This is a genomic window from Stenotrophomonas sp. YJH_SMC_64 (genome assembly GCF_059371375.1).
Map to the genome: position 1 here is coordinate 262,554 of NZ_JCAFUN010000001.1, position 24,969 is coordinate 287,522.

Annotated in this window: 22 protein-coding genes; 6 read left to right on the forward strand and 16 right to left on the reverse strand. The window is 67.9% G+C overall.

The window, feature by feature from the left end; all coding sequences use genetic code 11:
• Positions 1-22: 22 nt before the first annotated feature.
• The 9 genes from AC5P9L_RS01135 to AC5P9L_RS01175 all read right to left on the reverse strand — a co-directional run bounded on the left by AC5P9L_RS01135 (position 23) and on the right by AC5P9L_RS01175 (position 7,894).
• The gene (locus AC5P9L_RS01135) at positions 23-1,669 is read right to left on the reverse strand and encodes a CsgG/HfaB family protein (protein ID WP_032966398.1); all 1,647 of its coding nucleotides are present in this window, start codon (positions 1,667-1,669) and stop codon (positions 23-25) included.
• Positions 1,670-1,685: 16 nt separating this feature from the next.
• On the reverse strand, positions 1,686-2,363 hold the full coding sequence (locus tag AC5P9L_RS01140; RefSeq protein ID WP_049395636.1) for a hypothetical protein: 678 nt from the start codon (positions 2,361-2,363) through the stop codon (positions 1,686-1,688).
• A 97-nt stretch (positions 2,364-2,460) separates the two neighbouring features.
• Entirely contained in the window at positions 2,461-3,561 is a 1,101-nt protein-coding gene (locus tag AC5P9L_RS01145; RefSeq protein WP_005407892.1) for a hypothetical protein, read from the reverse strand.
• Entirely contained in the window at positions 3,552-4,748 is a 1,197-nt protein-coding gene (locus AC5P9L_RS01150; RefSeq protein ID WP_100443128.1) for a hypothetical protein, read from the reverse strand. The genes AC5P9L_RS01145 and AC5P9L_RS01150 overlap by 10 nt, the downstream gene beginning before the upstream one ends.
• A 107-nt stretch (positions 4,749-4,855) precedes the next feature.
• On the reverse strand, positions 4,856-6,118 hold the full coding sequence (locus AC5P9L_RS01155) for an RNA polymerase sigma factor (protein WP_049395632.1): 1,263 nt from the start codon (positions 6,116-6,118) through the stop codon (positions 4,856-4,858).
• Positions 6,119-6,163: 45 nt separating this feature from the next.
• Entirely contained in the window at positions 6,164-6,520 is a 357-nt protein-coding gene (locus AC5P9L_RS01160) for a DUF1428 domain-containing protein (protein WP_005407889.1), read from the reverse strand.
• Between the two features lie 24 nt (positions 6,521-6,544).
• Positions 6,545-6,955 (reverse strand): VOC family protein, encoded by a 411-nt coding sequence (locus AC5P9L_RS01165; RefSeq protein ID WP_049418164.1) that lies wholly within the window; start codon positions 6,953-6,955, stop codon positions 6,545-6,547.
• A gap of 34 nt (positions 6,956-6,989) precedes the next feature.
• Positions 6,990-7,412, reverse strand: coding sequence for a VOC family protein (locus tag AC5P9L_RS01170; protein WP_005407887.1), 423 nt, complete (start codon positions 7,410-7,412; stop codon positions 6,990-6,992).
• 68 nt (positions 7,413-7,480) lie between these two features.
• A complete protein-coding gene (locus AC5P9L_RS01175) occupies positions 7,481-7,894 on the reverse strand; it encodes a YciI family protein (RefSeq protein WP_005412103.1) in 414 nt (137 codons plus the stop codon).
• A gap of 727 nt (positions 7,895-8,621) precedes the next feature.
• Here AC5P9L_RS01175 and AC5P9L_RS01180 point away from each other — a divergent pair.
• Positions 8,622-9,029 carry a YciI family protein gene (locus AC5P9L_RS01180; protein ID WP_005407885.1) on the forward strand — a complete coding sequence of 136 codons (408 nt, stop codon included), beginning with the start codon at positions 8,622-8,624 and terminating at the stop codon, positions 9,027-9,029.
• Here AC5P9L_RS01180 and AC5P9L_RS01185 read toward each other — a convergent pair.
• Positions 9,007-11,088, reverse strand: coding sequence for an NHL repeat-containing protein (locus AC5P9L_RS01185; RefSeq protein WP_262101542.1), 2,082 nt, complete (start codon positions 11,086-11,088; stop codon positions 9,007-9,009). The genes AC5P9L_RS01180 and AC5P9L_RS01185 overlap by 23 nt on opposite strands.
• 165 nt (positions 11,089-11,253) lie before the next feature.
• Here AC5P9L_RS01185 and AC5P9L_RS01190 point away from each other — a divergent pair, with 165 nt between their 5' ends.
• Positions 11,254-12,774 carry a tetratricopeptide repeat protein gene (locus AC5P9L_RS01190; protein WP_150359429.1) on the forward strand — a complete coding sequence of 507 codons (1,521 nt, stop codon included), beginning with the start codon at positions 11,254-11,256 and terminating at the stop codon, positions 12,772-12,774.
• A gap of 48 nt (positions 12,775-12,822) precedes the next feature.
• On the opposite strand, the gene AC5P9L_RS01195 is transcribed toward AC5P9L_RS01190, so the two are convergent.
• Together AC5P9L_RS01195 and cycA are read right to left on the reverse strand one after the other, a co-directional pair.
• The gene (locus AC5P9L_RS01195; protein WP_012479002.1) at positions 12,823-13,599 is read right to left on the reverse strand and encodes a lytic transglycosylase domain-containing protein; all 777 of its coding nucleotides are present in this window, start codon (positions 13,597-13,599) and stop codon (positions 12,823-12,825) included.
• 244 nt (positions 13,600-13,843) lie between these two features.
• Complete coding sequence (gene cycA / locus AC5P9L_RS01200) at positions 13,844-15,217, reverse strand: D-serine/D-alanine/glycine transporter (protein ID WP_005412098.1); 1,374 nt, start codon at positions 15,215-15,217, stop codon at positions 13,844-13,846.
• Between the two features lie 230 nt (positions 15,218-15,447).
• Here cycA and AC5P9L_RS01205 point away from each other — a divergent pair, with 230 nt between their 5' ends.
• Entirely contained in the window at positions 15,448-17,064 is a 1,617-nt protein-coding gene (locus AC5P9L_RS01205) for an EAL domain-containing protein (RefSeq protein WP_262101541.1), read from the forward strand.
• Positions 17,065-17,388: 324 nt separating this feature from the next.
• Here AC5P9L_RS01205 and AC5P9L_RS01210 read toward each other — a convergent pair whose 3' ends face one another.
• Together AC5P9L_RS01210 and AC5P9L_RS01215 are read right to left on the reverse strand one after the other, a co-directional pair.
• Positions 17,389-18,573, reverse strand: coding sequence for an MFS transporter (locus tag AC5P9L_RS01210; RefSeq protein ID WP_049459180.1), 1,185 nt, complete (start codon positions 18,571-18,573; stop codon positions 17,389-17,391).
• Positions 18,570-19,748 carry a serine hydrolase domain-containing protein gene (locus AC5P9L_RS01215; protein ID WP_005407878.1) on the reverse strand — a complete coding sequence of 393 codons (1,179 nt, stop codon included), beginning with the start codon at positions 19,746-19,748 and terminating at the stop codon, positions 18,570-18,572. The genes AC5P9L_RS01210 and AC5P9L_RS01215 overlap by 4 nt, the downstream gene beginning before the upstream one ends.
• 229 nt (positions 19,749-19,977) lie before the next feature.
• Between AC5P9L_RS01215 and AC5P9L_RS01220 the strand changes: the two genes are divergently transcribed.
• Together AC5P9L_RS01220 and AC5P9L_RS01225 are read left to right on the forward strand one after the other, a co-directional pair.
• Positions 19,978-20,877, forward strand: a complete 900-nt coding sequence (locus AC5P9L_RS01220; RefSeq protein ID WP_043033947.1) for a LysR family transcriptional regulator — start codon at positions 19,978-19,980, stop codon at positions 20,875-20,877.
• 225 nt (positions 20,878-21,102) lie between these two features.
• Complete coding sequence (locus AC5P9L_RS01225) at positions 21,103-22,710, forward strand: ATP-binding cassette domain-containing protein (protein ID WP_262101540.1); 1,608 nt, start codon at positions 21,103-21,105, stop codon at positions 22,708-22,710.
• Between the two features lie 104 nt (positions 22,711-22,814).
• Here the strand turns inward: AC5P9L_RS01225 and AC5P9L_RS01230 are convergent, their stop codons facing one another.
• The gene (locus tag AC5P9L_RS01230) at positions 22,815-24,140 is read right to left on the reverse strand and encodes a GTP-binding protein (RefSeq protein ID WP_262101539.1); all 1,326 of its coding nucleotides are present in this window, start codon (positions 24,138-24,140) and stop codon (positions 22,815-22,817) included.
• A 69-nt stretch (positions 24,141-24,209) separates the two neighbouring features.
• Here AC5P9L_RS01230 and AC5P9L_RS01235 point away from each other — a divergent pair, with 69 nt between their 5' ends.
• A complete protein-coding gene (locus tag AC5P9L_RS01235; protein ID WP_262101538.1) occupies positions 24,210-24,596 on the forward strand; it encodes a MerC domain-containing protein in 387 nt (128 codons plus the stop codon).
• Positions 24,597-24,678: 82 nt separating this feature from the next.
• Here the strand turns inward: AC5P9L_RS01235 and AC5P9L_RS01240 are convergent, their stop codons facing one another.
• Positions 24,679-24,963 (reverse strand): metal-sensing transcriptional repressor, encoded by a 285-nt coding sequence (locus AC5P9L_RS01240; RefSeq protein WP_111117790.1) that lies wholly within the window; start codon positions 24,961-24,963, stop codon positions 24,679-24,681.
• Positions 24,964-24,969: the final 6 nt, after the last annotated feature.

Consider the following 24,969-nt stretch of genomic DNA (forward strand, 5'->3'; position numbering starts at 1 on the left):
ACCGGTGTGTTGCTTGAGCCTGTTACCAGTTCGGGTCTTCGGCCGGCGCGGCAGCGGGCTTGGGCTTCGGCTTGGCGGCCGGGCGTGCGGCAGCTGCGGGAGCGGCCGAGGCAGTCGCACCTGCGGCGGCGGCGGCCGGCTTGCTGCCCAGCTTCTGGCGCAGTTCGATCTGGCCCGGGCGGAAACCGCCGCGCATCGCGTCGACGCCGTCTTCGATGGTGCCGTACGAGGTCTGTGCGGCCACGCGGTCGATGCGGATGGTGCAGCACGGGTGTTCGCTGCGGCCCAGCGAGCGGCCGGTCTGCGGGTCCTTCAGTTCTTCGCCCAGGCGCACGGCCTGCCAGCGCTGGCCGGCCTGCACGGTGTCACCGCCCTGGCTCAGCACCACCTGGTCACCGTCCACCGAGACCACCGACACCGGAAACAGCGTGGTGACGATGCTGGTGCCGATCTGGCCCGACAGCGATTCCATCATCGCCGCGGCCATGTTGCGGCCGTTGACCACGCGCGGCAGGGTGCTGGGGCCGGTCGAGGCCAGCTGGTGGTCGAAGCTGTCGGACATCACCACCTGGCCGGTAGTGGCGTTGATCAGGCGCAGGGTGATGCGGCCGCCACCGGAGTACGAGGTCACCTGGCGGTCGGACATGCGCAGGTTGCGCACGCTGCGCGGGTACTCGAAGCGTTCGATGGTCGGTATCAGGATCAGATCGGTCGCCAGCTGCTGGCCCACGCGCGCGGTGTCCTGCAGGCGCACGTTGCCGCTGTTGATGTGGTCGATCTCGGCCTGCAGTTCGTCGCCGAACTCGCGGTCCAGCACGATGAAGCGCTGGGTCTGGGTCAGCGTGTCGGACAGGCGCGCACGGATCGCGTCGGCCACTTCATCGGCATCCACGCGGCCATCGCCTACGGCGTAGCTGCCGGCCTTGGTGCGCGGCAGTGCAACCACGATCTTCGGCTTGCCCTGCTCGTCCGGTGCGCGGTACTGGGCGATCTGTGCACGCACGCGCACCTTCCAGTAGCTGCGCATGCTGCGGTGGGTCACGTCGGAATCGAACGAGCTTGCACCACGCTTGGCATCGACGCTGACCTTCTCGTCGTAGCTTTCCCTGACGCTGGCCGAGGCCGAACCGCTCTTGGCCGAGGCTTCGCCGGACGCATTGGCCGACGCCGAGCCCTTGAAGCTCCAGCCTTCATCGCTGGCGCGCACGCGGGCGATGGTTTCCTCGTCCAGCTGCCGCACTTCATCCTGCGACAGGATTTCATAGCCCAGCACCGCGCCCTGCGAGCCGGCGATCATCTGCTGGGTGAACGCGTCGGCGCGGATATCGCCGACGTGTTCGCCATCCACATCCACATGCAGGCCTGCGCGCAGGCCCTGCATCTGGCTGGCCACGCGTACGCCGTTGACCTGCGCCACGGCCGACTGCAGCGCCGCCAGCACCGCCAGTTCCGGGGTGCTGCCGATGCCGTCGGCTTCGCGCGCGACCTGGGTGGTGCCGCCGAAATCCGGCGTGCCACGCAGGGGCGCTGCTTCCACTGGCGCATTGCTGGCCAGTGCACTGGTTGCCTTGTCCTTGGCGGGCGCGGCGGCCGGGGTGTCCTGCTTGCCGCAGGCTGCAAGCAGCGCGGCGGCCAGGCCCAGGCCGATCAAACGGGTTGTCATACGCATGGAGATTCGCCTCGGATCAGATCGAGTCGAGCATCGAGTCGGCGTTGGACGGCACCTTCACCTTGCTCTTCCTGGCGAAGGTCACGGCCGACTTGGTCGAACCGTACAGGCCCTGGATGAAGCCCGGCGATTCCTTGGCCACCCATGCGCCCGCTGCCAGCTTGCGGCCAACGGTGGCCAGCTGGGTCGCGCCCAGGTTCTTCATGCCGGCGGTGAAGCTGCTGGCTTCGCCGCCCAGCTTCTGTGCTTCGGCTGCCGACGCCAGCAGCGAGACCAGGCCTTCGGCGTAGTGCTGCTTGGATTCAGCGTTCAGTTCCGGCTGAGCGGCCTGGCGCTCGTTGATCGCGGCCTGCGCAGCTTCGCTGACCGACACCGACTTCTTCATCGCATCGACGCTGACCGAACCCGACGACAGCGCCTGGCGCTCGGCTTCCAGCAGCTGCACCTGCTCGGCCAGGCCGAAGGCGCGGGCGAACGAAGTCTGGGCCTGCAGCGAGTGCGACTGCGAGCTGACGAAACGACGCACCAGCGCTTCCTGCGAGGCTTCATCCGGAGCGGCGGCGCTGGAGGCGCTGCTGCTGGAGGTGCCGGTGGCGGCACCGGCCAGGTCCTTCAGCTTGCCCAGGCCCGCGTGGGCCGGCATCGACAGGGTGGCGGCAGCGATGGCCACGACAAGAGCGGTATTGCGGATCATATGAGTGTCCTTTGGGAGAGACGGCCGCGAAGCGGCACGTGGGAATCGGTAACCCCAGCGCGATGCCGAGCGAGCTCGGCACCCACCGGGTGGCGGATCAGCGGACTGCCTTGACGTTCAGTTCGTTGATCATCTGCTGGGCGGCCTTCTCGGCAGCCAGCTGCAGGGCATTGGTACGGGCCACGGTTTCATTCGGGCCGGTGCCGGAGAACTGCACCGGGCCCACCGACGACACGGTGCGCGGGAAACGACCGGTCACGTCCAGCACCTTGCCGGTGACCGTGACGAACACGCGGGTGTTGCCGCTGGCCGGATCGCGGTCGCGCATGCCGACGTCGAGGGTACCGACGGCGATGTAGGGGATGTTGGCCGCACGGATGCCGTTGGCGGTATCGCGCAGGGTGGCGGCAGACAGGTCGTTGCCGGTGCTGAAGTCCTTGCGGATGCGCTCGATGCTCAGCAGGCCGCGCGATTCGCCTTCCACGTACTCGGCTTCAACCACTTCGTAGCCGGCGGCGCTGAAGGCACCGGTCATCGCGGTGTTCACTTCAGCGGCGTTGGCCACCTTCCAGCTGATGTTGTCGCTGCGCTGGGTGGTGCTGCCACCGCTGGTGACCGACACCGAGCCGTTCTGGTTGATGCTGCCGTTGGTGCTGACCGAGTTGCCACGGAAGCTGTCGCCTTCACGGGTGTTCTCGCTGTAGCTGCTGCTGGCGTCGACGCGGCGGTATTCCTTGTCCTGGAACGACTGCACGGTGTCCTGCGAGCGTGCCATGAACAGGAAGGTCAGCAGCGAACGCTGCGCGGCGGTGGCACCGGCCACGGCCGAACCTGCGTCCAGCTTGGTCTGCAGCAGCGTGGTGTTGATCTCGGCGCGGACAGTGACGGTGTAGGTCTTGGCCTTCTTGTCTTCGGTGTCCGACAGCGGCACGGCACTGAGCACATAACGGTCGATCTCGCCGATGAACTCGGCGCGGCGGGCTTCGAACAGGCGCAGCTTGGCCGCACCGGTTTCAGCGATGTACGCCTCCAGTGCATTGACCTTGGCCTTGTTCAGGGCCTGGGCGCGGGTGTCGGCGCTCAGGCGCAGGCCGTAGCTGGCCGAACCGGTACCGCGCGAACTCGCGGTCTGCGCGGCGACCGGCGAGGCCACCACCAGCGCGATGAGGATGAGCAGGATGGTACGCATCAACGACATGACTTGATCAACTCCTGGAGGGCTTGGGTCTGCTGCTGCAACGGGCGTCCGCCCGGCTTCTGTTCGTCCAGCCATGCGCGCGAATCGGCACGCTTGGCGGCGGCGCCGGCGAAGGCATCGAAGCCGGCCAGCAGGGTTTCGTAGCTGGCCGACCACTGGTCGACCTGCCACTGCGTGACCGGCACCACCTTGGTGGCGCCCTTGCGCAGCGGCTGTTCGAAATAGACCTTGCCGGAGAAGGGCTCGGTCACTTTGGCGGTGAAGAACGCGCCGAACAGCATCGTCTTCATCGCCGGGGTTTCATTGATGACGCCGTTCTTCAGCGCATCGACCTGCATAGTGATGACGTAGTCCGGCTCGGGGATCTTCAACTGGTAGACCTTGCCGTCGGCAAAGCGGGCGGCCATCGCACCACCGATCGCCTGGCCCGAGGCCGGCGGCAGCAGGCCGACGCCGGTATTGGACGACAGCGTCTTGGACAGTTCATGGGCCAGCGTGGCGCGCAGCGGGGTTTCCCACTTCGGGTCGGGCAGCTTGGCGCGGACCGCGTCGGACAGGGTTACGCCACCGACCTGCAGGCGACGCACGGCGGCATCGGGCAGCTTGGCCTGGGCGAGACTGGCGGCCAGCACCTGCGACAGGCTGGTATCGGCGCTGCCGTACAGCAGATCGGCGACGATCGCGTCGATATCGTCGTTGTCCGGCCGATAGTCCTGCACGTCGATGCGCTGCAGGGTCAGCGGATAGGACGCGATCACCTGGCGCTCGCGGAAATCGAAGAACAGTGCCTGCAGGGCCACTTCCACCAGCACTTTGTACTGGTTGCCGATCGGCTCGACCGAGACCAGTTCGCGGTCCAGTGCGGCGGCCAGCACCGTCGCGCTGGTGGTGCCGTCGAGCATCGCCACCGGCTGGTCGATCAGCTCCAGGTTCGCCGGCGGCCGGCGCTTGAGCGCCTGCGCCAGGGTCTGGTTCAGCGGGATCAGGCCGCGCTTTTCCAGCACGGCATGCGCATGCGGCGTGGTCGCCTGCACGGCAGCGGCATCCGCGGTATAGGCAAAACCGGCCCAGTAGGCCTGCTGCGATTTGTCAGCCGCCTGCGCGGCCATCGGCCACACGGCCAGGCACAGGGCACAGGCAAGCAGGCGCGCAAAAGCGCGCGATGCGCTCTTCGTCCTTGAATACATCCAACCGCTCCTCGGTCAATACGCACGGAATGCGGACGCTGATGCGTCCGCTGGGCGCGAAACATAGCCGCTCAGGCGCCTGCCGACAAGTGCTGCGTTCGTCGCAGTCACTCCTGGGGCGGCAGTCCGGCCCGTTGGCGCAGCAGGCCCCGCTCCGCCTGGTTCTGGCTGAGTCTGGCGGCTTCGGCAAAAGCCTGACGCGCGTCGAGGTCGCGCCCCAGCGCCTGTAGTATCTCCGCGCGCACCACCTGCAGGGGCGCGTACTCGCGCAGGCGTGCATCCACCAGCAGCGGCTGCAGTTGTGCCCACGCAGCGAACGCGCCCTCGCTGCGCAGCACCGCCACGACCCGATTCAAAGCGACAACCGGCGAAGGCATCACCCGCAGCAACTGGGTATAGAGCGAAGCGATACGTGGCCAGTCGGTGGCTTCAGCCCGACGCGCAGCCGCATGGCAGGCGGCGATGCGCGCCTGCAATACATAGGGATCATCAGCACCACCGGCGGCCAGCGCGCGGGCCAGCACCTGCTGCCCGCGTTCGATCTGCAGCCAGTCCCAGCGCGCGCGGTTCTGCTGGTCCAGCAGCACCGGCGCGCCCTGCGCGTCGGTCCGTGCCGCAGCACGCGATGCCTGCAGTTCCATCAGTGCCAGCAGGCCCAGCACCGGCGGCACCGGCAGCCGGTGCGCCAGGATGCGTGCGAGCCGCAGTGCCTCCTCGCACAGCGCCGGACGCATCCAGTCATCGCCGGCGCTGGCCGCGTAACCTTCATTGAAGACCAGGTAGATCGCCTCCAGCACCGAAGCCAGTCGCTCGGGCATCGCGTCCGCGCGCGGCACCTCATAGGGCACCTGCTTCTGCGCCAAGGTGCGCTTGGCGCGCACGATGCGCTGGGCGATGGTCGGCTCGGGCTGCAGGAACGCACGTGCGATCTCGACGGTGGTCAGGCCACCGAGCAGGCGCAGGGTCAGTGCCACCCGCGCATCGGCCGGCAGCACCGGATGGCAGGCCACGAACATCAACCGCAGCAGATCGTCACCCAGGTCATCCTCCAGCGCCTGGCTGTCATCCGGTGCCGGCAGCGCCGCTGGGTGCAGTTCCTCGCCCCACTGCGCATGCTGCTGCGCCACCCGCTGGTGTTGGCGCAGCACATCGATGGCACGGTTGCGCGCAGTGGTCATCAGCCAGGCTCCGGGGTTGTCCGGGATGCCCTGTTCCGGCCAGCGCTCCAGCGCGGCCAGCCAGGTGTCCTGGGCCAGCTCCTCGGCACGGCCGACATCGCCCCCGAGCAGCCGCGCCAGGCGCGCGATCAACACCGGCGATTCCATCCGCCAGAGGGTTTCCAGACGCTGCGTCAGTGCGGGATCGGGCATGCGCCGATCACAGCACGCACGCCCGGCCCGCACAAGCGCCGCAGCTCACGCTTCAACAATCGGCTTGAAGCCGCCCCAGAACATGCGCCTGGTATCGAACGGCATGTCCTTCGGGCCCAGCGACGCCAGCCGCGGGTCGGCCATTACCCTGGCGTTGATGCGGTCGCGCGCCGCGCGCGAACGGAACACCACGAAGGCGACGATCACCGTTTCGCCGGGCTTTGCCTTGACCGCACGCGGGAACGAGGTGCTCTTGCCCGGTTCCACATCGTCAGCCACGCATTCCATGTACTGCAGCGCGCCATGGTCCTTCCACACCGCACCGGCCTTGCGGGCGAGGCGGCGGTAGGCCGCCACCTTGTCCTGTGGGCACGGCAGCACGTAAGCATCCACGTAAGCCATGAGGGTTCTCCCTTGTGGCGGCCGTCAGCCCGGCTCGCCGTCCATGTGTGCGATTTCCCAGAGATGGCCATCCAGGTCCTGGAAGCCGCGCTGGTACATGAAGCCGTAGTCGCGCGCCGGCTGCGGTTCGCTGGCACCTGCAGCCAGTGCCTTGTCCACCAACTCGTCAACTGCCTTGCGACTGGGGGCCGAGAGCGCATTGATCACTTCCGTGTGAGTGTGTGCATCGGCAATCGGCTTGTTGGTGAACTGCTGGAAAAAAGGTTGGGTCAGCAACATCACGTAGATGCTCTCGCTGATGACCATGCCAGCCGCATCGTCATTGGTGTAGGTGGGATTGAAGCTGTAGCCCAACGCGGTGAAGAACGCCTTCGACTTCTCCAGGTCCTGCACGGGCAGGTTGACGAAGATCATCTGCGGTTGTGATGCGCTCATCGGTGAAGCTCCTTGTGGATGACAAAAAGGGGGATCAGGGCTGCTTCATGCAGTTGACCATCCACGGCTTGCCGTAGCGGTCGATCAGCATGCCCCAGCGGTGCGCCCAGAACGTTTCAGCGATCGGCATCTGCACCTGGCCACCTTCGGCCAGCGCCGCGAACACGCGCTCGGCTTCCTCGATGCTGTCGACGTCGACATTGATGGTGGTCGAACCACCCTCGCCACCGCCGGGACCGTCGGCTGCCATCACGATGGCGCTGCCGATTTCCAGCTGGCTGTGCGCGACGTGGTCCAGGGTTTCCGGCGGCATTTCGTTGCAGCCCGGCGAGCCGTCGGAGGGCGGCATGTCGCGGTACTTCATTTCCGAGGTGACCTGGCCACCCAGCGCCTTGGCGTAGAACGCCATCGCCTCATGGGCCTGGCCGCTGAAGCCGAGGAAGGGAATCAGTTTCATGGCAATACTCCGTTATGCGGTTCTAGGGCAGTAGTGCCGGGTCGTGCCCGGCAGGGAGATGAATCGGGTCAACCTTCCAGCTGTGCACGCAGACGCTGTTCCTGCTGCTGTAAGTCGGGGGTGAAGGCTTCACCGAAGTCTTCGGCTGAAATCAGCGGACGCAGCTCCAGCGTGCCGCCACTGTTGAACGGCGCGCGGCTGGCCCATTCAACGGCCTCGTCCAGCGACCGCACCTCCCACAGCCAGAAGCCGGCGATCTGTTCGCTGGCAGGACCGAACGGACCGGCCTCGACCTTGGGTGCCCCGCCGCCGAAATGAATGCGACGGCCGCGCTGGGTGGCGTGCAGGCCTTCACCGGCCAGCATGATGCCGGCGGCCACCAGTTGTTCGTTGAAGGCGCCCATTTCGGACAGTTCCTGTTCGCTGGGCATGCGGCCGGCTTCGGAGTCGGCGTTGGCCTTCACGATCACCATCACTTTCATTGCGGTCTCCCGTGGGGACGCGTGGTGCGTGCCCTTCATTGGGTACAACGAACCAGGGGGCTGGGAATCGACACGTCTGTTGGAAATTTTTTTCTTGCGCGGAAAGCGCGCCTTCGGCGGGAGTCGGCGAACGGCGGAGCCCCTCCGTGGTGGGGTTGGGTTGGTCGCTGAAAGCTGGGTTCCTTTGGGTGGGCCGGGCGGGTGGGATTGGCGGGGACGCCGTGAACCCGTCCATGGGGGCTTAGCCGCGGCATCCATGCCGCAGATACCCCGCCAACCCCACCCGCCCGGCCCCAGACAGATTCCGGTAGCCGAACCACTACGGGAAGATCAAGAGAAAAAGGCAGAAGCAAAGGCAACAGCAACGGCGGTTGGCTGGCGGGCTCGGCTTTGCGAGCGAAGCGACCCGCTTTTGCTCTTGTTTGTGATTTTCCGTGGTGGATCAGCTGCAGAGATCTGTCCAAGGCCGGGTGGGTAGGCGGGGCGGGGGTGTCCGCGGCATGGATGCCGCGGCCAAGCCCCCATGGACGGGTTTACGGCGTCCCCCGACCCGCCTACCCACCCGGCCAACCGCCAGAAACCCAGCTTTCAGCGACCAACCCAACCCCACCACGGAGGGGCTCCGCCGTTCGCCGATCCCCGCCGAAGGCGCCGCCTCCCGCGCTGCAACATGCCCACGCGCAATCCTGCGCGATCATGGACACTCCGCCCCCGCCAGGACCGTGCCATGCAGCAGTACCTGCTTCTGATCTACATCGAGCCTGCCCTGCTGCAGGCCCTGCCCACCGAAGAATTCAACGCGCTGATGCGCGACTGCCTGGCCCACGCAGACAAACTTCAGGCCGAGGGCACGCTGCTGGCCGCGCAGAAGCTGCAGCCGGTCGACACCGCGCAGACCCTGCGCGTGCGCGATGGCCACAGCCGTGTACTGGATGGCCCGTTCGCCGAAACCCGCGAACTGCTGGCCGGCTTCAACCTGATCGTCGCCCGCGACCGCGACGAAGCCATGCGCATCGCCCGCGACTTCCCGTGGGCGCGCTTCGGCAGCATCGAGGTGCGGCCACTGGAAGACATGGACGCCGAGCGCGAACGCTGCGGCGCCCCGGCTGCGGCTATGGCAGCAGCCGTATCCTGATCTCGCGCGGGCCCACGCCTTCGTTACCGCTGTAGTCGCGCACGCTGGCGCGCACGATGTACTCGCCCGGCGGCAGCGCCGCCGGCTGCCAGCGCCCGGTCTCCATCAGGCCATCACGCACGGTGTTGGTGGCCAGGTAACGGAACCGGGTCACCGCACTGCCATGCACCGTGATACCGCTGTCCGGTGCGTAGGCCACGCGCACCGCTTCCTTCTGCGGCGGCATGCGGTTGAACACGATGTTCCAGCGCGGCTGCTCGTAACCCTGCAGCGGCTGTCCGCCGGCATCGAGGATCTGGTAGCCCACCTGGTACATGCCCAGGCGACGACGCGGCAGGTTGTTGTCGACCTGGTCCCAGGCCTCGATCACGATCTGCACGCCGCGGCCCTGGCGCGCCACCATCACCACGCCATCGCTGCCGGCGGCCATCGGCTGGTCGTTGTCATCCAGCAGCGCCACATCGGTGATGCGCGGTGCGAAGTGGTCGGCGTAGTTGTGGAAGCCCAGCGCCACGGCATTGGTCTCGAAACCACCGGTACCCACGGCCAGGTGCACGTGCGCCTGGTTGTTGATGCTGCCCAGGCGGTCGCCGACGTGGATGCGCATGCCGCGGCGCACGCGCATCCGCTCCAGCTTGCCCTGCTCGTCATACAACGCCTGCCAGCGCGCATCGTAGGGCTCATCGCGCGGGGTGCGGCCGACCCGCATGTGGATGTACTTGAGGCGGTCCACCGCCAGGCCCTCGGCCTGCTCACCCAGGTTCCAGGCGGCCACCGGGCTGCTGATCTTGCCCTCGGCAATCGCCAGTACGGTCTGGCCCACATCACCGCGCACGTCGAAACCGCCATGCAGGTGGTGGCGGCTCTCGCCAGTGAAGTTGCCGCGCACCTCACCCAACGTACCGACCACTTCATGCCAACCGTCCTGCGGTGCTAGCGGCCAGCGACCGCCAGTCTCCGGCAACGCCGCATCGGCAGCCGGGCCGACCAGTGCCGGTGCCGGTAGTTCGCCCACCGGCAGCGGGCGCAGGCGATGCAGACGGTAGCTGGCGGCGTCGGCCACCAGCACGCTGCCATCGGCATCCATCGCCAGCCCGCTGGGGCGGGCCAGGCGCGGCAGGCGACCATTGCCAACCAGCGCGATCTGGTGACCCTGCGGCGTCACCTGCACGATGCGGCCATCAAGATCGCCCACGTACAGCACACCGTCGTGGGTGGTGGCCAGCGACAGCGGCCCATTGATCACGCCACCGGCGGCGACCACGGTGCTGACCGTTCCGTCGGCGCCTACGCGGCGCACCGCGTTGTTGAACAGGTCGGCCACCAGCAGCGCGCCCTGCGCATCGAAGGCCAACGCCACCGGCGTGTCGAAGCGCGCAGCGGCGCCGGTGCCATCGGCCAGGCCCGGCCGATCGCCGCCGGCCAGGGTGCGCACGTTGCCATCGGTACCGATCACCCGGATGCGGTCATTGAAGGTATCGGCCACATAGACCTGGCCCTGCGCATCCACTGCAATGCCCATCGGCGCATCGAAGCGTGCCTGTGCGGCAGGGCCATCGGCGTGGCCCTGTTCGCCACCGGCCAGCGTGGTCACCTGGCCATCGGTGCCGATGCGGCGGATGGCATGGTTGCCGGTGTCGGCCACATACAGGTTGCCCTGCGCGTCGGCGGCAATGCCCGAAGGCGTATTGAAACTGGCCTGCAGTGCCGGGCCATCAACGCGTCCCTCGCCCTGCCCGGCCACCGTTTCAACGCGGCCATCGGGCAAGCGGCGGCGGATCCGATTGTTGTCACCGGCATCGGTGAAATAGACGCTGCCATCGGCACTGCGCAGCAACGCGTACGGATCGGCGAAACGTGCCTGCGCGGACGCGCCATCGCGGTCACCCGGGTGGCCATCGCCGGCCAGCGGTTCGATCTGCGCGGTCCACGCCAGCGGCGTTGGAACCGGACCCGCCGGTTCAGCCAGCGTATGCAGCGGTGTCTCCCACCAGGTTGCGGCCAATGCCACTACCGTCGCCAATGCTACGCCTGCCGCCATCCATTGCCACCGTGCCATCGTGCTGCGCTGCCTGCCTGCTGTCTGAAGAGGCACCGACAATAGTCGCTGAACGCACGATCCGCCATGGCCAATCGTGCGGTCAAACGCCAGAGTTCCATCCATCGCGCTTGTTCTCGCTGGCTGCAGCGGGTTCAATGCGGTTCCCACGGATGGAAATCCTCCATGCCCCGCATCCTCCCCGTCGCCGCCCTGCTGATTGCCGCATTGGCCAGCACATCCGCCACTGCTTCGATCACGGTGGCACCGCAGAAGCCGTCCGTCACCGCCGATGCGATGCACCAGGCCTATGCTACGCGATGGGATGAAGCCATCCAGCAGTCGCGCAGTGGCAACACGCTGGGCGCACTGATCGCAATGGAACGGCTGATGGAAGATCCGATGCTGGATGACTTCGATGCCGAACATCGCGGCCGCGCCGCGCAGGTGGCCGGCTGGACCGCACTGATACAGAAGAAGCCGGCCCAGGCCCGCCGCTACCTGCAGCGGGCGCAGGAGGCACTGCCGGAGGATGCGCAGGTCCTGCTGACCCTGGTCTCGGTGGAACTGTCCGAGAACCAACCGGCACCTGCCACGAAGCACCTGGTGCAGGCGCTGAAGCATGCCGACGCGCCGTTGCCGGTGGACCACCACGCGATCAACTACCTGCAGTTCCGCCTGCGGGACCAGCCCCAGCAGCGCATGGAACTGCTGCAGGCGCTGTTCGACAACGGCTGGAAGAGCGGCGGCCTGGAACCCACCGGGCTGTGGCTGGCGCTGGCCACGCTGCAGGCCGACAACGGCCGTGGCGACAGGATTCCCGCCACGCTGGCGCGCATCACCGGCCCCGCCGAGATCATCCGCCTGCGCAGTGACAAGCGGTTTGATCGCTATGTCGACCGCGCCGATGCCCGCTTCGATCCGGTGCAGGCTGCACAGAAACACCTCGACGAACTGCGGGTCTCCGGCCTGCTCGACCGGGCGCTGGACGCACGCATGGCCGAGTTCAGCAGTACGCTGCTGATGCTGGACCGCAACGAGGAAGTGCTGGCACTGACCGATGGCATGGCCGGTGCGGCGGCCGAAGGTGAGTCGCCCTCGGCGGCGGAAGCCGAATGGGTGGCATGGCTGCTCAACAGCCGGCTTACGGCGCTGCGCCGGTTGGGCCGTACCGACGATGCGCTGGCCACAGCCAGGCTGGCCGCACGCATCGGTGCGCTGGGCCCGGATGGTGCCGAGCACCAGTTCAACGTCGGCTTCGTGCTCAGTTCGCTGGGCCGCATGCAGGACGCTGCTGCCGCAGTGAATGACATGCCAGGCCTGGCCGGTTACGGCAAGGCGGCCCAGGCACTGCTGCAGTTCGCTGCCGCCCGCGAACGCGGCGATGCCCAGGCAGTGGAAGCCGCCCGCTCGGTGATCCTTGCCCAGCGCGACGACGCACGCCTGTTCCATCGCGAGATGCTGCTGGACGAAGGCAACTTGGACGGCGCAGCCGCAGTGCTGATCGAACAGCTGCGCTCCCCCACCGACCGTGGCGAGACGCTGGCCTCCCTGCAGGACATGCGCACCTACCCCTCGCTGCCCGGTGACGTGAAGATCGATGCGGCCTGGCGTGCGCTGAAGCAGCGCGCCGACGTGCAGGCCGAGGTGGCACGCGTCGGCCGCATTGAGCGCTACGACCTGGTCAGCACCTCGACCTCGCGCTGAGCCGATGTCCTGTGGCGCCGAGCGTGGGCTCGGCACTACACCTTCCGCCTAGCGGGCTGGCACTTCGGTACGGATGCCCATCGCTTCGCGGTAGCGCGCGTACAGCGCCATCACCTTGTCCACATAGGCCAGCGTTTCGGCGTAGGGCGGCACGCCCTTGTAGCGGGTGACCGCGCCGATGCCGGCGTTGTACGCAGCCGCTGCCAGCGGCCGGTCACCGTTGTAGCGGCGCAGCAGCGCGCGCATGTAGCGCGCGCCGCCCTCGATCGACTGCTGCGGCGAGAACGGATCGCGCACGCCATATTCCTGTGCGGTCTCCGGCATCAACTGCATCACGCCCTGTGCGCCCTTGGTCGAGACCGCCAGCGCATCGAAGTTGCTTTCGGCATGGGCAATCGCGCGCAGCCATGCGTCATCGACACCCGTGGCCTTGGCCGCGGCCTTGAACTGCTTGGCGTGCTGCGCCAACTGCGGCTTGCCGACCTTGCCCAGGCCTTCGTGGGCAGGTTCGCCCGGCGGCGTGGCCACTGTGAACTTCAGGAACACCCGCGAGCCGGGCAGGTTGCGGGTGGAGTAGACCAGCGCGCCATCCTGCTCGCGCTCGTACAGCACGCCGCTGAACACGCCCATGTTGCCCCACAGGTTCGGGGTCTGGATGGCGTTGTCGTCGATTTCCTTCGCGGTGCAGCGTGAACCGGGTTCCGGCGCGGTGGCCAGGCTGACGGTGTTGCCCTGCACGCAGCGGTAGACGGTGCGCGCGGCGGCCAGCCCGGGCCACAGGCTGGGCAGCAGCAACAGCGCAAGCAGGAGAGGGTGACGGGGCATGGCGGCCGGATCATCCGGCCGCGCCCGCTAATGTTGGGTGAATGGGCGCCGGCAGGGCTGCGCCCTGCACCCGCGCGGGCACCGGCGCCGGCGCCGGCGCCGGCGGCGGCGGCGGTAGAGTCGACTGTCAGTCGACTATCGCGCGCAGCGCGGGGTTTTCCGGAAGCCCACGGGAGAGCAGTCGACTAACAGTCGACTCTACCGACGTTTCCGATTTCCGGCATTGCCGCCCCCGCATCCCCGGTCATTTCGCGGTCCTCCGACGCACCCAATACCCCACGCCCAGCAGCACGAACCACACCGGGCTGGCGATCAACGCCTGGCGGGTGTCGGCCTGCAGGCTCAGCAGCACCAGCACGGCGGCGAAGAACACCAGGCAGGCCCAGCACATGGCAACACCGCCGGGCATCTTGAAGATCGATGCGGCATGGCGCTCCGGGTAGCGACGGCGATAGGCCATGTAGGCCACCAGAATCAGCGACCAGACGAAGATGAACAGCACCGTCGCCAGCGTCGTCACCAGGGTGAAGGCGGTCACCAGGTTCGGAATCAGGTAGATCAGCAGCGTGCCACCGAGCAGGCACAGGCACGAGAACAGCAGGCCGCGGGCGGGCACGGCGGCACGTGACAACTTCGACAACCCGCGTGGGGCGTGACCCTCTTCGGCCAGGCCGTACAGCATGCGGCTGGTGGAGAAGATGCCGCTGTTGGCCGAGGACGTGGCCGAGGTCAGCACCACGAAATTGATCAGGCTGGCGGCGGCAGGGATGCCGGCGAGCACGAACAGTTGCACGAACGGGCTCTTGTCCGGCACCACCTGGCGCCACGGGGTGACGGCCATGATCGCGATCAGCGCCAGCACGTAGAAGATGATGATGCGTACCGGGATCGAGTTGATCGCCTTGGGCAGGTTGCGCTCGGGGTCGGCGGTTTCGGCGGCGGTGGTGCCGACCAGCTCGATGCCGACAAAGGCGAACACCGCAATCTGGAAGCCGGCGAAGAAACCGACCAGGCCCATCGGGAACATGCCGCCGTCGTTCCACAGGTTCGACAGCGACGCGGTGTGGCCGCTGGGCGAGGTGAAGCCCCACGCCACCAGGCCGGCGCCGGTGATGATCAGCGCGCAGATCGCCACGATCTTGATCAGCGCGAACCAGAATTCCATTTCGCCGAACAGCTTCACCGTCACCAGGTTCAGCGACAGCAGCAGCATCACGCACGCCAGCGCCGGCTTCCAGGCGTCAAGCCCGGGGAACCAGAACTGCGCGTAGGCGGCAATGGCGATCACATCGGCGATGGCGGTGACGATCCAGCAGAACCAGTACGTCCATCCACAGAAGAAGCCGGCCCAGGGGCCGAGCAGGTCGGTGGAGAAATCGATGAAGGATTTGTACTGCAGGTTGGAAAGCAGCAGCTCGCCCATCGCGCGCATCACGAAGAACAGCATCGCGCCGATGATCAGGTAGACGAAGACGATGGATGGGCCGGCCAGGCTGATGGTCTTGCCTGAGCCCATGAACAGGCCGGTGCCGATGGCACCACCGATGGCGATCAGTTGCAGGTGGCGGTTGGACAGGCTGCGGCGCAGGTGCTCGGGGGGCGTTGCGGGCTCGGTCATGGGCGCGGGCAAAAGGGCGGGCGAAGCGTTCGACGGTAGTCCTCCGCAGGCCGGAGCGCCAGCGTCGAATGGGCCAATCCCGTCAAACTTGGCCGCTTTCATCACAATGTGACCGAATACCGGATTCATCCCATTCCGCCCGGCCCGGCGCCATGCTCAGATAGCCGCACCTGCCCAAGGATCGGCCCGACCATGCGCCCTGCCCCGCCCGCCCCGCTGGAGCCCCGGCCATGAGCCGGCTGCGCGTGATCATCGGCGGCACCGCACTGGCGCTGCTGGCCGCAGCCGTGCCGATCGCGGTGATGGCCTATGCCACCTGGGACCGTGCGGTCAGTGTCGAGCAGCAGCGCCTGCGCGACATCGCCGGCCGCACCCTGCGCCGCGCCGACCAGTCCTACCTGGAAGCGCTGGCCGCGTTGAAGTCCGCCGAGGCCGGCGCCTACGATCCGTGCGGGCCGGACCACATCCGGCGCATGCAGACGCTGGTGATGACCTCGCCGTCGGTCGACCAGATGGGCTACTTCGAGGGTGGCAAGCTGCGCTGCACGTCGTGGGGCCCGTTCCTGTCGGACGTCAACCAGCCCAGGTCCGACCACGTCACCAGTGATGGCGCCGGCATCGCCGTGGATGTGCGCCCCGAGGCAAGCGGACGGCGCCAGGTCCTGTCGATCCTGTATGGCAACTACGACGTGCTGGTCGATCCGCGCCGCTTCGTCGATGTCATCGCCGACCCGAACGTGCGCCTTGCCCTGGCCAGCCCGGACGGCCGCCTCCTGGCCAGGCAGGACGGCATGGATCCGGCATTGCTGGAAACCCTGCTGCGCGCGCCCGGTGAGGGCCTGGACCACAACACCCTGTACGCCACCGCGCGCAACGAAGAGTGGCTGGCGATCGCAACCACGCCGCGTACCGCGCTTGCCGCGACCTTCCGCCAGCAGGCCTGGCTGTTCGTGCCGATCGGCGTTCTGCTGGCCGCCATCGGTGCCGGCCTGGTGATCTGGCTGTCGCGTCGCCGCCTGTCCCTGCGCGGCGAGCTGGCCACGGCGATCCGCCGCCGCGAGCTGTACCTGCACTATCAACCCATCATCGAACTGGATACCGGCATCTGCGTCGGCGCCGAGGCGCTGGTACGCTGGCAGCGCCCGGATGGCACCCAGGTGCGGCCGGACCTGTTCATTCCGCTGGCCGAAGAGGCCGGCATGATCGCCGCAGTCACCGATCTGGTGATCGAGAACGTGGTGCGCGACATGCGCGAACTGCTGGTGGCCGACCGCAGCGCGCACATTGCGATCAACCTGGCCGCCGAAGACATCAGCAGCGGCCGTGCGCTGAAGATGATCTCCAAGCACATGGCCGGCAGCGGCATCCTGCCGCAGCAGATCTGGATGGAAGCCACCGAGCGCGGCTTCCTCGATCTGGACCGCGCCCGCACGATGCTGGCACAGGCACGTCGGGCCGGGCACAGCGTGGCCATTGATGATTTCGGCGTCGGCTTCTCCAGCCTGCAGTACCTGGAGCAGCTGCCACTGGATGCGCTGAAGATCGACAAGTCGTTCATCGATGCGATCGGCACCGAGAGCGCGACCAGCCCGGTGACGCCGCACATCATCGACATGGCCAAGGAGCTGGGCCTGTGGGTGGTGGCCGAGGGCGTGGAAACCGAGGCACAGCTGGCGTACCTGCATACCCGGAAGGTCGAGTTCGCGCAGGGCTGGCTGTTCTCGCGGCCGCTGCCACGGGATGAGTTCGTGGCGTTCCATCACAAGCGGCAGCAGCGCTATGGCGCGGCGCGGGAGCACATGCAGAATCCGCGCAGCGTGCCGATCGAGCGTGAGGGGATCGAGTAGGACGGCCAACGGCAGAGCCCCTCGTGGTGGGTCGCGCCCAGTGGATCCATCAGTTGGGGCCGGGTGGCTGGGTCGCGCAGGGGGCGCTGCAAGTACGTCCATGTAAGCTCGGTCGCCGCATCCATGCGGCTCACGCCCCTGCGCAACCCACCCACCCGGCCACGGACACATTGCGGCGGCGTCCCACCACGGAATCAACAGAAGAAAGCAAAAGCAAAAGCAAACGCGGGTCGCTGCGCTCGGTAGATCCACGCCATGCGTGGATGGCGTGGACCACGGTAGTGCCGGCCGCTGGCCGGCACCTCGGTAACGTCGGGTCTGCGCTTACGCCCAGGCCTTCGGCCGTGCCAGCAGCCACGCCACGCTCACCGCCAGCAGCAGCAACGGCAGCCATCCCAACTGGTTCGGGCCGCCCGCCTGCAGCAGCACACCCCCTGCAACGCCTCCGGCGGCGATGGCGAGGTTCCAGCCGGTCACCAGCATCGACTGCGCCAGATCCGCGGCGGCACCCGCACGCCGTGCCAATGCGGTCTGGAACAACGTAGGCACCGCACCGAAGGCCACGCCCCACAGGATCGTCGCCAGCAGCAGCGCGGTCGCGTCGCCCGGCCACAGCAGCAGCGCCAGCACCGGCACGATGAAGCCGATCACCGCCGCCCACACCAGCGTGCGCAGATGACGGTCCACGCCCCAGCCCGCAATGCCGATGCCGGCGATGGCGGCCACGCCAAAGGCCAGCAGCAGGCGGTCCAGCCACGGGCCGGCGCCGGCCTCCACCGCCAGCGGCTCGATGTAGGTGTAGAGCACGTTGTGCGCCAGCACGTACAGCACCATCACCAGCAGTGCACTGCGCACGCCGGGCATGCGCCACACCGTGCCCAGCGGTATGCGCCGGCCGGCACCGGCGGCGGGCAAGGCCGGCAGTGCCCAACGCGCATACGCCAGCAGCCCCACGCCCAGCACGCTCATCAGCGCGAACGCCCAACGCCAGCCGATCTGCTGGCCCAGCAAGGTGCCCGCCGGTACGCCCAGTGACAGCGCCAACGGCGATCCGACCATCGCCACCGCGATTGCCCTGCCCTGCAGCGACGGCACCACCATGCGCGCGGCGTAACCGGCCACCAGCGACCACAGCAGGCCACCACTCACGCCGGCCAGGAAACGCGCGGCCAGGATCAGCGGATAGCTGCTGCTCAGTGCGGTCAGCGTGTTGACCAGCACGAAGCCGGCAATCGCGGCGAGCAGCAAGGGGCGTCGTGGCAGGCGCTGGGTCAGTGCGGTCATCGGCAAGGCGGCCATCACCGAGCCCAGTGCGTACACGCTGACCAGCTGGCCGACCGCCGCATCACTCACGCCGAGGCTGTCGCCCATCGGCCGCAGTACACCGGCCGGCAGGGTCTCGGTCAGCAGCGTGATGAAGCCGCCACCGGCCAACGCCAGCAGGCCGGCCCATGGCAGGCGCGTGGCTTCACCGGCGGGGCTGGCTGCATCGATGGCATGGCCGCTCATCGCACGGTCCCCATATCGGCATACACCGCATCGCGCAGTTGATCGACGAAGGCACCGTCCATGCCTTCGTAAAGGGTGTTGGTCAGCGCCACCACGCTCAGCCCGCGCACAGGATCGACAAACCAGCTGTGCCCGTAGGCACCGCCCCAGCGCCATGTACCTGCGTTCTGCGGCGTACCGCTTGCGGCCGCATCGCGCAGCACCGCAAAGCCCAGGCCGAAGCCCCAGCCGGCCGGTTCCGGCGGTCCCTGCTCGCCGACCTGCGGGCTGGCCATCTCCGCTGCCAGTGCGGACGGCAGGAGGCCTGAACGCTGCACGTCGCGCAAGGCTTCCAGCACCGCCATCACGTCATCGGCGGTACCGACCAGGCCGGCCCCGGCCGAGGGGAAACGGCTGGCATCGGTGGCGCGCGCGAGGCTGTATTCGATGCCGACCGTACCCTCGAACGGAGCGACCACCTCGCCTTCCTGCAGGCGATGCGGCTGCGGCGCGTCGCTTACATAGGGGGTGGCCAAGCGTGCCGCGTTGCGCGCAGCAAAGGCGGTGTCGCGCAGGCCCAGCGGTGCGGCCAGCAAGCGCTCGTACAGTGCCTGCAGCGTTTCACCCGTCGCTGCTTCGGCAACGGCACCGGCAACGTCCACGCCCAGCGAGTAGAGCCATTGGCTGCCCGGCGCGAACAGCAGTGGCGCCTGCGCGATGCGGCGCACGTTGTCGGCCAGGGAGAGCGGGTTCGCGTCCAGGCCATCGCTGACCCCAGCGCGCGCATACGGGCCGTCGGCATCGGCTTCGAGGAAGCGATAGCCCAACCCGCTACTGTGGCTGAGCAGTTGGCGCAGGCTGATCGGCGGCGTGCTGCCGTCGGCCAGTGCCGGGCGGAAGTCCGGCAGCCAGCGCTGCACCGGCATATCGAGGTCGAGCACGCCCTCTGCTACCAGGCGCAGGATCACCGTGGTCAGCAGCGGCTTGCTCACCGATGCCAGCCGGAACAACTGGTCGCGCTGCATCGGCGTGGCCGTCTCGCGATCGGCCAGCCCGGTCGCGCTGGCGTGGCGCAGCACACCGTGCTCGCGCACCAGCACCACCGCACCGACCAGGCGCTGCGGGTGCACCTGCTGCAGCAGCCGCTGCACCGATGGCAGCGTCGGCGTGGGTTCAAGGGAAGGAGCGGCATTCATCGCGGGAATCCGTGGGGGAGAGGCCCGCCACGTTAGGCAGCACGGCGCAGCGCAAAAAGCCGGTTGCCGCTCCGGGCATCATGGACCGTGCAGTCCGCAATCGGCATGATGGCCGGAACTGCTAGGCCGTAACGGCCCCCACGCCACCCCGCACCACAGTGTTGCGATGGCGGAGCCAGCCGCTACGGTCGCACCAACCTACCCTGCCGCTTTCACTGCCCGCACGCCCATGTCAGTCCTGGACAACCTCGCCAACCTGCAGACCTTCGTGCACGCGGCCGATACCCGCAGCTTCGTCGAGACCGGGCGCCTGCAGGGCATCTCGGCCTCGGCCGCCGGCAAATGCGTTGCCCGCCTGGAACAGGCATTGGGCGTGCGCCTGTTCCACCGCAGCACGCGCAGCATCACCCTCACTGCCGAAGGCCAGCTGTTCCTGGCGCGTTGCCGGCGCATCCTCGACGAGCGCGATGCCGCACGCACCGAACTGGCACAACCGCACGCCATGCCTCGCGGCACGCTGCGCATCGGCCTGCCACTGGTGGGCGACCTGACCCTGCCGCTGATGGCCGAGTTCATGGCAGCCTATCCCGATATCCGCCTCGACCTCGATTTCAGCGATCGGCTGGTCGACGTCATCGAGGAAGGTTTCGATGCCGTGCTGCGCGTCGGCGAGCCCAGCGACTCACGCATGAACGCACGACGCCTGGGCGTGTTCCCACGCCGCATCGTCGCCTCGCCGGCGTACCTGCAGCGGCGCGGCACGCCGCGCACACCGGCTGATCTGATGCAGCACACGCTGCTGCACTATCGCTTCCCCAGTACCGGCAAGCTGGAACTATGGCCGATCCACTGGCCCGACCAGGAAACACCGCAGGAACTGCCAGTGCACATGGTGGCCAACACCATCGAAGCGCGGGTAGCGCTGGCACTGCGCGATATCGGCCTGGCGTTCGTGCCCGTGCACTCGGTGCGCGATGCGTTGGCCGATGGCCGCCTGGTCACCGTGCTGGACGAGCATGTGCATTCCTGCGGAATCTTCCACTTGCTGTGGCCCTCCGGCCGCCACGTGCTACCGAAACTGCGCGTGTTCATCGACTTCGTCAGCGCACGCCTGGAAACTGTGCCCTAGGCGATCGATCCACCCCATGCCCGGCCCACAGTAGATCCACGCCATGCGTGGATGCCTTTGTAGAGTCGCGCCATCAAACCATTCAGCCAGCCCCGCTATACTGGCCGCTCATTCCTCCCAGAGGCTCGCGACCAATGCGCCATTGATGCCGCCGTCTTCCCACCAGACGGCCTGACTCTTCCCGCCCCTGCGCGCAGGGGAGAACCCGGCATCCATGGAGGTCGCATGACCCCGCATTCCCTCACGCTCGATCGCGTGTCGTATCGATTGGCCGACGGCCGCCCGCTGTTTTCCGATCTGGCGTTTTCCTTCGAACCGGTCGCCACCGGCCTGGTCGGTGCCAATGGCGCCGGCAAGAGCGTGCTCGCACGCCTGCTGGCCGGACGGTTGCTGCCCGACAATGGCCAGGTGCGCGGCACCGGCCGCGTGTTCCTGTTGCCGACGCCCGGCTATCCACCCGCCGGCACGGTCGGTGAACTGGCCGGCGTCGGCGCGCAACTGGCCGCACTGCGACGCATCGAAGCCGGCAGCGTGGACGAGGCCGACTTCGCCTGCGTCGACGACCGCTGGGATCTGCGCGAACGCCTGCAGCAGCAATGGCAGGCGCTTCGGCTGCCCGACGATCTCGATCCCGCCCAGCCGGCCGCGCGCCTCAGTGGTGGCCAGGCCATGCAGGTCGCGCTGTCCGGTGCCTGGGCCAGCGGTGCCGATTGGCTGATCCTGGACGAACCCAGCAACCACCTCGATGCACGCCATCGCCAACAGCTGTACGAGCAGTTGCAGCAGTGGCGCGGTGGCCTGCTGGTGATCAGTCATGATCGCGAGCTGCTGGCGCACATGCAGCAGATCGTCGAACTCGATGGGCGCGGGCTGCATCGTTACGGCGGACCGTGGCAGCACTATGCCGATGCGCGCGCCGCCGAGCGCGAAGCTGCCGCCGCTCAGCTCGATCATGCGCGCGCCCAGCACCGCCAGCAGCAACGCAGCGCGCGCGAACAGCACGAACGGCAACAACAACGCCAGGCGCGTGGTAACCGCGATGCGAAGCAGGCCAACCAGGCCCCGATCCTGCTCGGCCGGCAGAAGCAGCGCGCCGAGGCCAGCCACGGCCGCGCACAACAAGTGCAGGCCGAACGCCTGCAGGCCAGCGCAGAGCATCTGCGCGCAGCGGCATCGGCGGTGCACGCGGCGCCGGAACTGGCACTGTTCGCCGGTGCGGGTGACCGTGGCAGCACGCGCCTGCTACAGGCCGAGGCGCTGGTGCTGCCACATGGCTGCAGTGCACCGTTGCAGCTGGAGATCCGCCGCGGCCAGCGCATCGCCGTGGTCGGTGACAACGGCAGCGGCAAATCGACCCTGCTGCGTGTGCTGGCCGGCCAGCTGCCTGCACGCAGTGGCGCCGTGCAACGGCATGCGCCACTGGCCCTGCTCGACCAGCAGCTGCTGGGGCTGTCCGGCGAGCGCAGCATCCTCGACACCGTGCAGGCCGCCAACCCGGGCGCGGACCCAGGCGAGCTGCGCACGCGGCTGGCCCTGCTCGGGCTGGATGCACAGCGCATCCAGCGGGCAGCCCACAGCCTCAGCGATGGCGAACGCGTGAAAGGTGCGCTGGCCAGCGTGCTGTACGCCGATCCCGCGCCCCAGCTGTTGCTGTTGGACGAACCCGGCAATGCGCTGGATCTGAGCGCATTGCAGGCGTTGGAGGAACTGCTTGCGGCGTGGCCGGGCGCGCTGCTGATGGTGAGCCACGACCGGCACCTGCTGCAGGCATTGCGACCGACCCACGTGCTGCAGGTCACCGCCAACCACTGGCAATGGCGCGACAGTCTGTAGAGTCAAGCCATGCTCGACTCCGCCATGCATCCATCCACGCATGACGTATCGACCAGGGGTAGTGCCGGCCGCTGGCCGGCAACCCATGGATCCTCAATGCACCGTCAACGCTTCCATACCGGGAACGCCTGCGGCAACTGCTGCCACAGCAATGGCCCCGCACGCAGCTCCTGGTCGTTGAGCAGGCAGGCATCCAGCTCCGCACGCACCGCACGCTCATCCATGTGCACGCCAATCACTACCAGCTCCTGGCGCCGATCCCCCCACAACGGGTGCCACAGCCGCTGCATCGCCGTGTGGGCGGCCGAGTCCGGAAATTCCTCAAGCCCCGGCAGCGGCGCGCTCCAGCAATCGGCCTGCTGCCGCGCCCATCCCAGGTCGCTGTAGGGCAGCGGTGTCGGCGGCAACAACGGCGCGGTGTCTTCCAGGCCAGCCCGCACGCGGTCGCGTGCGGCGTACCAGAAGCCTGCGGCCTGCGTGCGCGTCGCCGCGCCCACGGTGTTCAGCTCACCCACCCAGTCCATGCGGTTGGCCAGCCAGAACCAGCCTTTGCTGCGGATCACGCCCGGCATGCCGGACTGCAGCGCGCGGGCGAAGCGCGCGGGGTGGAATGGACGTCGCGAGCGGTAGACGAAGCTGCCGATGCCGTACTCCTCGGTTTCCGGTGTGTGCTCGCCCCGCAGTTCCTTCACCCAGCCCGGCGCACGTTGCGCACGCTCCATGTCGAAGCGACCGGTATCCAGCAGCTCGGCCAGCGGCACATCGCCGAAGCTGGACAGCAGCAGCTTCGCGTCGCGGTTCAGGCCACGCAGCACGGCCAGCGTGTCCTGCAACGCTTCGTCATCCACCTGGTCCACCTTGCTGACCACGATCACGTCGGCGAACTCGACCTGCTCGCACAGCAGGTCAACCACACCTCGATCATCCTCCGGGCCGGCCTGCTGGCCGCGCTCGGCCAGTCGCGACGTCGAGCCGAAGTCGGCAAGGAACGCGCTGCCGTCGACCACCGTCACCATCGTGTCCAGCCGCGCGATATCACTCAGGCTGAAGCCATGTTCGTCGCGCACCGCGAAGGTGGCCGCCACCGGCATCGGCTCGCCGATGCCTGTCGATTCGATCAGCAGATAGTCATAGCGGCCCGCATCGGCCAGGCGCCGCACTTCCTGCAGGAGATCATCGCGCAGCGTGCAGCAGATGCAGCCGTTGCTGAATTCCACCAGCGTCTCTTCAGTGCGGCGCAGCTCGGCGCCACCTTCGCGCACCAATTGCGCATCGATGTTGACCTCGCTCATGTCGTTGACGATGACCGCCACGCGCAGGCCCTCGCGGTTGCGCAGGATCTGGTTGAGCAGGGTGGTCTTGCCGGCCCCGAGGAAGCCGGACAGCACGGTGACCGGAAGGCGACGGTCGGCGCGGGAAACAGTGTTCATGTCGGAGCAGGTTGGCTGCGGAACGGAAATGTTACTGTATAACAATTGCTGCGCAAGGAACCTCCCCCGATGAAGTCGCCTTCTGCCGCCCTGCTTGATGCCGGCGCGATCGCCCTGTCCAGCCTGTGCCTGCTGCACTGCCTGGCGCTGCCCCTGCTGGCCGCCGCGCTCCCCCTGTTCGGCACCTGGGCCGAAGCGGAATGGGTGCACCTGCTGTTCGTGGCCATCGCCCTGCCACTGACCGGCTACGCGCTATGGCGCGCCGAGCGCCGTCACCCGCTGCCCGTACTGGCCTGGGCCGCCGCCGGCGTCGGTCTGGGCCTGTTGCTGGCCGGCGCGCTGGCCTTGCCCTCACACGACTGGGAAACGCCGATGACGGTCACCGGCAGCCTGCTGCTGGCCGCAACGCATATCTGGAACGCGCGGCACCGGCACGGGGGTAGAGTCGACTGTTAGTCGACTGCTCTTCGCTCGGGCTGCATAGAACCCCGCGCTTCGCGCGATAGTCGACTAACAGTCGACTCTACCGCCCCCCGGCCTATTTGCCGTAGCGGCGCAGCAGCTCCACCAGCACCGCGGCCTCGTCCGCCCGCCGCTGCGGGTCATCGGCACCCACCACGTGTTCCTGCAGGTGCTCGTGCAGCAGCTCCATCAGCAGGCTGTGGGCGGCGCCGCGCACGGCGGCAACCTGCACCAGCACGTCCGCACAGTCGCCGGCTTTACCCTCGGGCTGGTCCAGCGCCTGCTCCAACGCCGCCACCTGGCCCGCGATGCGGCGCACCCGGGTCAGCAGCTGCTTTCGATTCTTGTGCACATGCGCCATGGCGGG

Excerpts from the sequence above, each read along its gene's own strand:
- AC5P9L_RS01160 (WP_005407889.1), bottom strand. The coding sequence starts at position 6,520 with ATGGCTTACGTGGATGCTTACGTGCTGCCGTGCCCACAGGACAAGGTG.
- AC5P9L_RS01140 (WP_049395636.1), bottom strand. The coding sequence starts at position 2,363 with ATGATCCGCAATACCGCTCTTGTCGTGGCCATCGCTGCCGCCACCCTG.
- AC5P9L_RS01205 (WP_262101541.1), top strand. The coding sequence starts at position 15,448 with ATGAGCCGGCTGCGCGTGATCATCGGCGGCACCGCACTGGCGCTGCTG.
- AC5P9L_RS01210 (WP_049459180.1), bottom strand. The coding sequence starts at position 18,573 with ATGAGCGGCCATGCCATCGATGCAGCCAGCCCCGCCGGTGAAGCCACG.
- AC5P9L_RS01155 (WP_049395632.1), bottom strand. The coding sequence starts at position 6,118 with ATGCCCGATCCCGCACTGACGCAGCGTCTGGAAACCCTCTGGCGGATG.
- AC5P9L_RS01150 (WP_100443128.1), bottom strand. The coding sequence starts at position 4,748 with ATGTATTCAAGGACGAAGAGCGCATCGCGCGCTTTTGCGCGCCTGCTT.
- AC5P9L_RS01230 (WP_262101539.1), bottom strand. The coding sequence starts at position 24,140 with ATGAACACTGTTTCCCGCGCCGACCGTCGCCTTCCGGTCACCGTGCTG.
- cycA (WP_005412098.1), bottom strand. The coding sequence starts at position 15,217 with ATGACCGAGCCCGCAACGCCCCCCGAGCACCTGCGCCGCAGCCTGTCC.
- AC5P9L_RS01145 (WP_005407892.1), bottom strand. The coding sequence starts at position 3,561 with ATGTCGTTGATGCGTACCATCCTGCTCATCCTCATCGCGCTGGTGGTG.
- AC5P9L_RS01215 (WP_005407878.1), bottom strand. The coding sequence starts at position 19,748 with ATGAATGCCGCTCCTTCCCTTGAACCCACGCCGACGCTGCCATCGGTG.
- AC5P9L_RS01190 (WP_150359429.1), top strand. The coding sequence starts at position 11,254 with ATGCCCCGCATCCTCCCCGTCGCCGCCCTGCTGATTGCCGCATTGGCC.
- AC5P9L_RS01175 (WP_005412103.1), bottom strand. The coding sequence starts at position 7,894 with ATGAAAGTGATGGTGATCGTGAAGGCCAACGCCGACTCCGAAGCCGGC.
- AC5P9L_RS01170 (WP_005407887.1), bottom strand. The coding sequence starts at position 7,412 with ATGAAACTGATTCCCTTCCTCGGCTTCAGCGGCCAGGCCCATGAGGCG.
- AC5P9L_RS01225 (WP_262101540.1), top strand. The coding sequence starts at position 21,103 with ATGACCCCGCATTCCCTCACGCTCGATCGCGTGTCGTATCGATTGGCC.
- AC5P9L_RS01180 (WP_005407885.1), top strand. The coding sequence starts at position 8,622 with ATGCAGCAGTACCTGCTTCTGATCTACATCGAGCCTGCCCTGCTGCAG.
- AC5P9L_RS01235 (WP_262101538.1), top strand. The coding sequence starts at position 24,210 with ATGAAGTCGCCTTCTGCCGCCCTGCTTGATGCCGGCGCGATCGCCCTG.
- AC5P9L_RS01185 (WP_262101542.1), bottom strand. The coding sequence starts at position 11,088 with ATGGCACGGTGGCAATGGATGGCGGCAGGCGTAGCATTGGCGACGGTA.
- AC5P9L_RS01240 (WP_111117790.1), bottom strand. The coding sequence starts at position 24,963 with ATGGCGCATGTGCACAAGAATCGAAAGCAGCTGCTGACCCGGGTGCGC.
- AC5P9L_RS01135 (WP_032966398.1), bottom strand. The coding sequence starts at position 1,669 with ATGCGTATGACAACCCGTTTGATCGGCCTGGGCCTGGCCGCCGCGCTG.
- AC5P9L_RS01220 (WP_043033947.1), top strand. The coding sequence starts at position 19,978 with ATGTCAGTCCTGGACAACCTCGCCAACCTGCAGACCTTCGTGCACGCG.
- AC5P9L_RS01195 (WP_012479002.1), bottom strand. The coding sequence starts at position 13,599 with ATGCCCCGTCACCCTCTCCTGCTTGCGCTGTTGCTGCTGCCCAGCCTG.
- AC5P9L_RS01165 (WP_049418164.1), bottom strand. The coding sequence starts at position 6,955 with ATGAGCGCATCACAACCGCAGATGATCTTCGTCAACCTGCCCGTGCAG.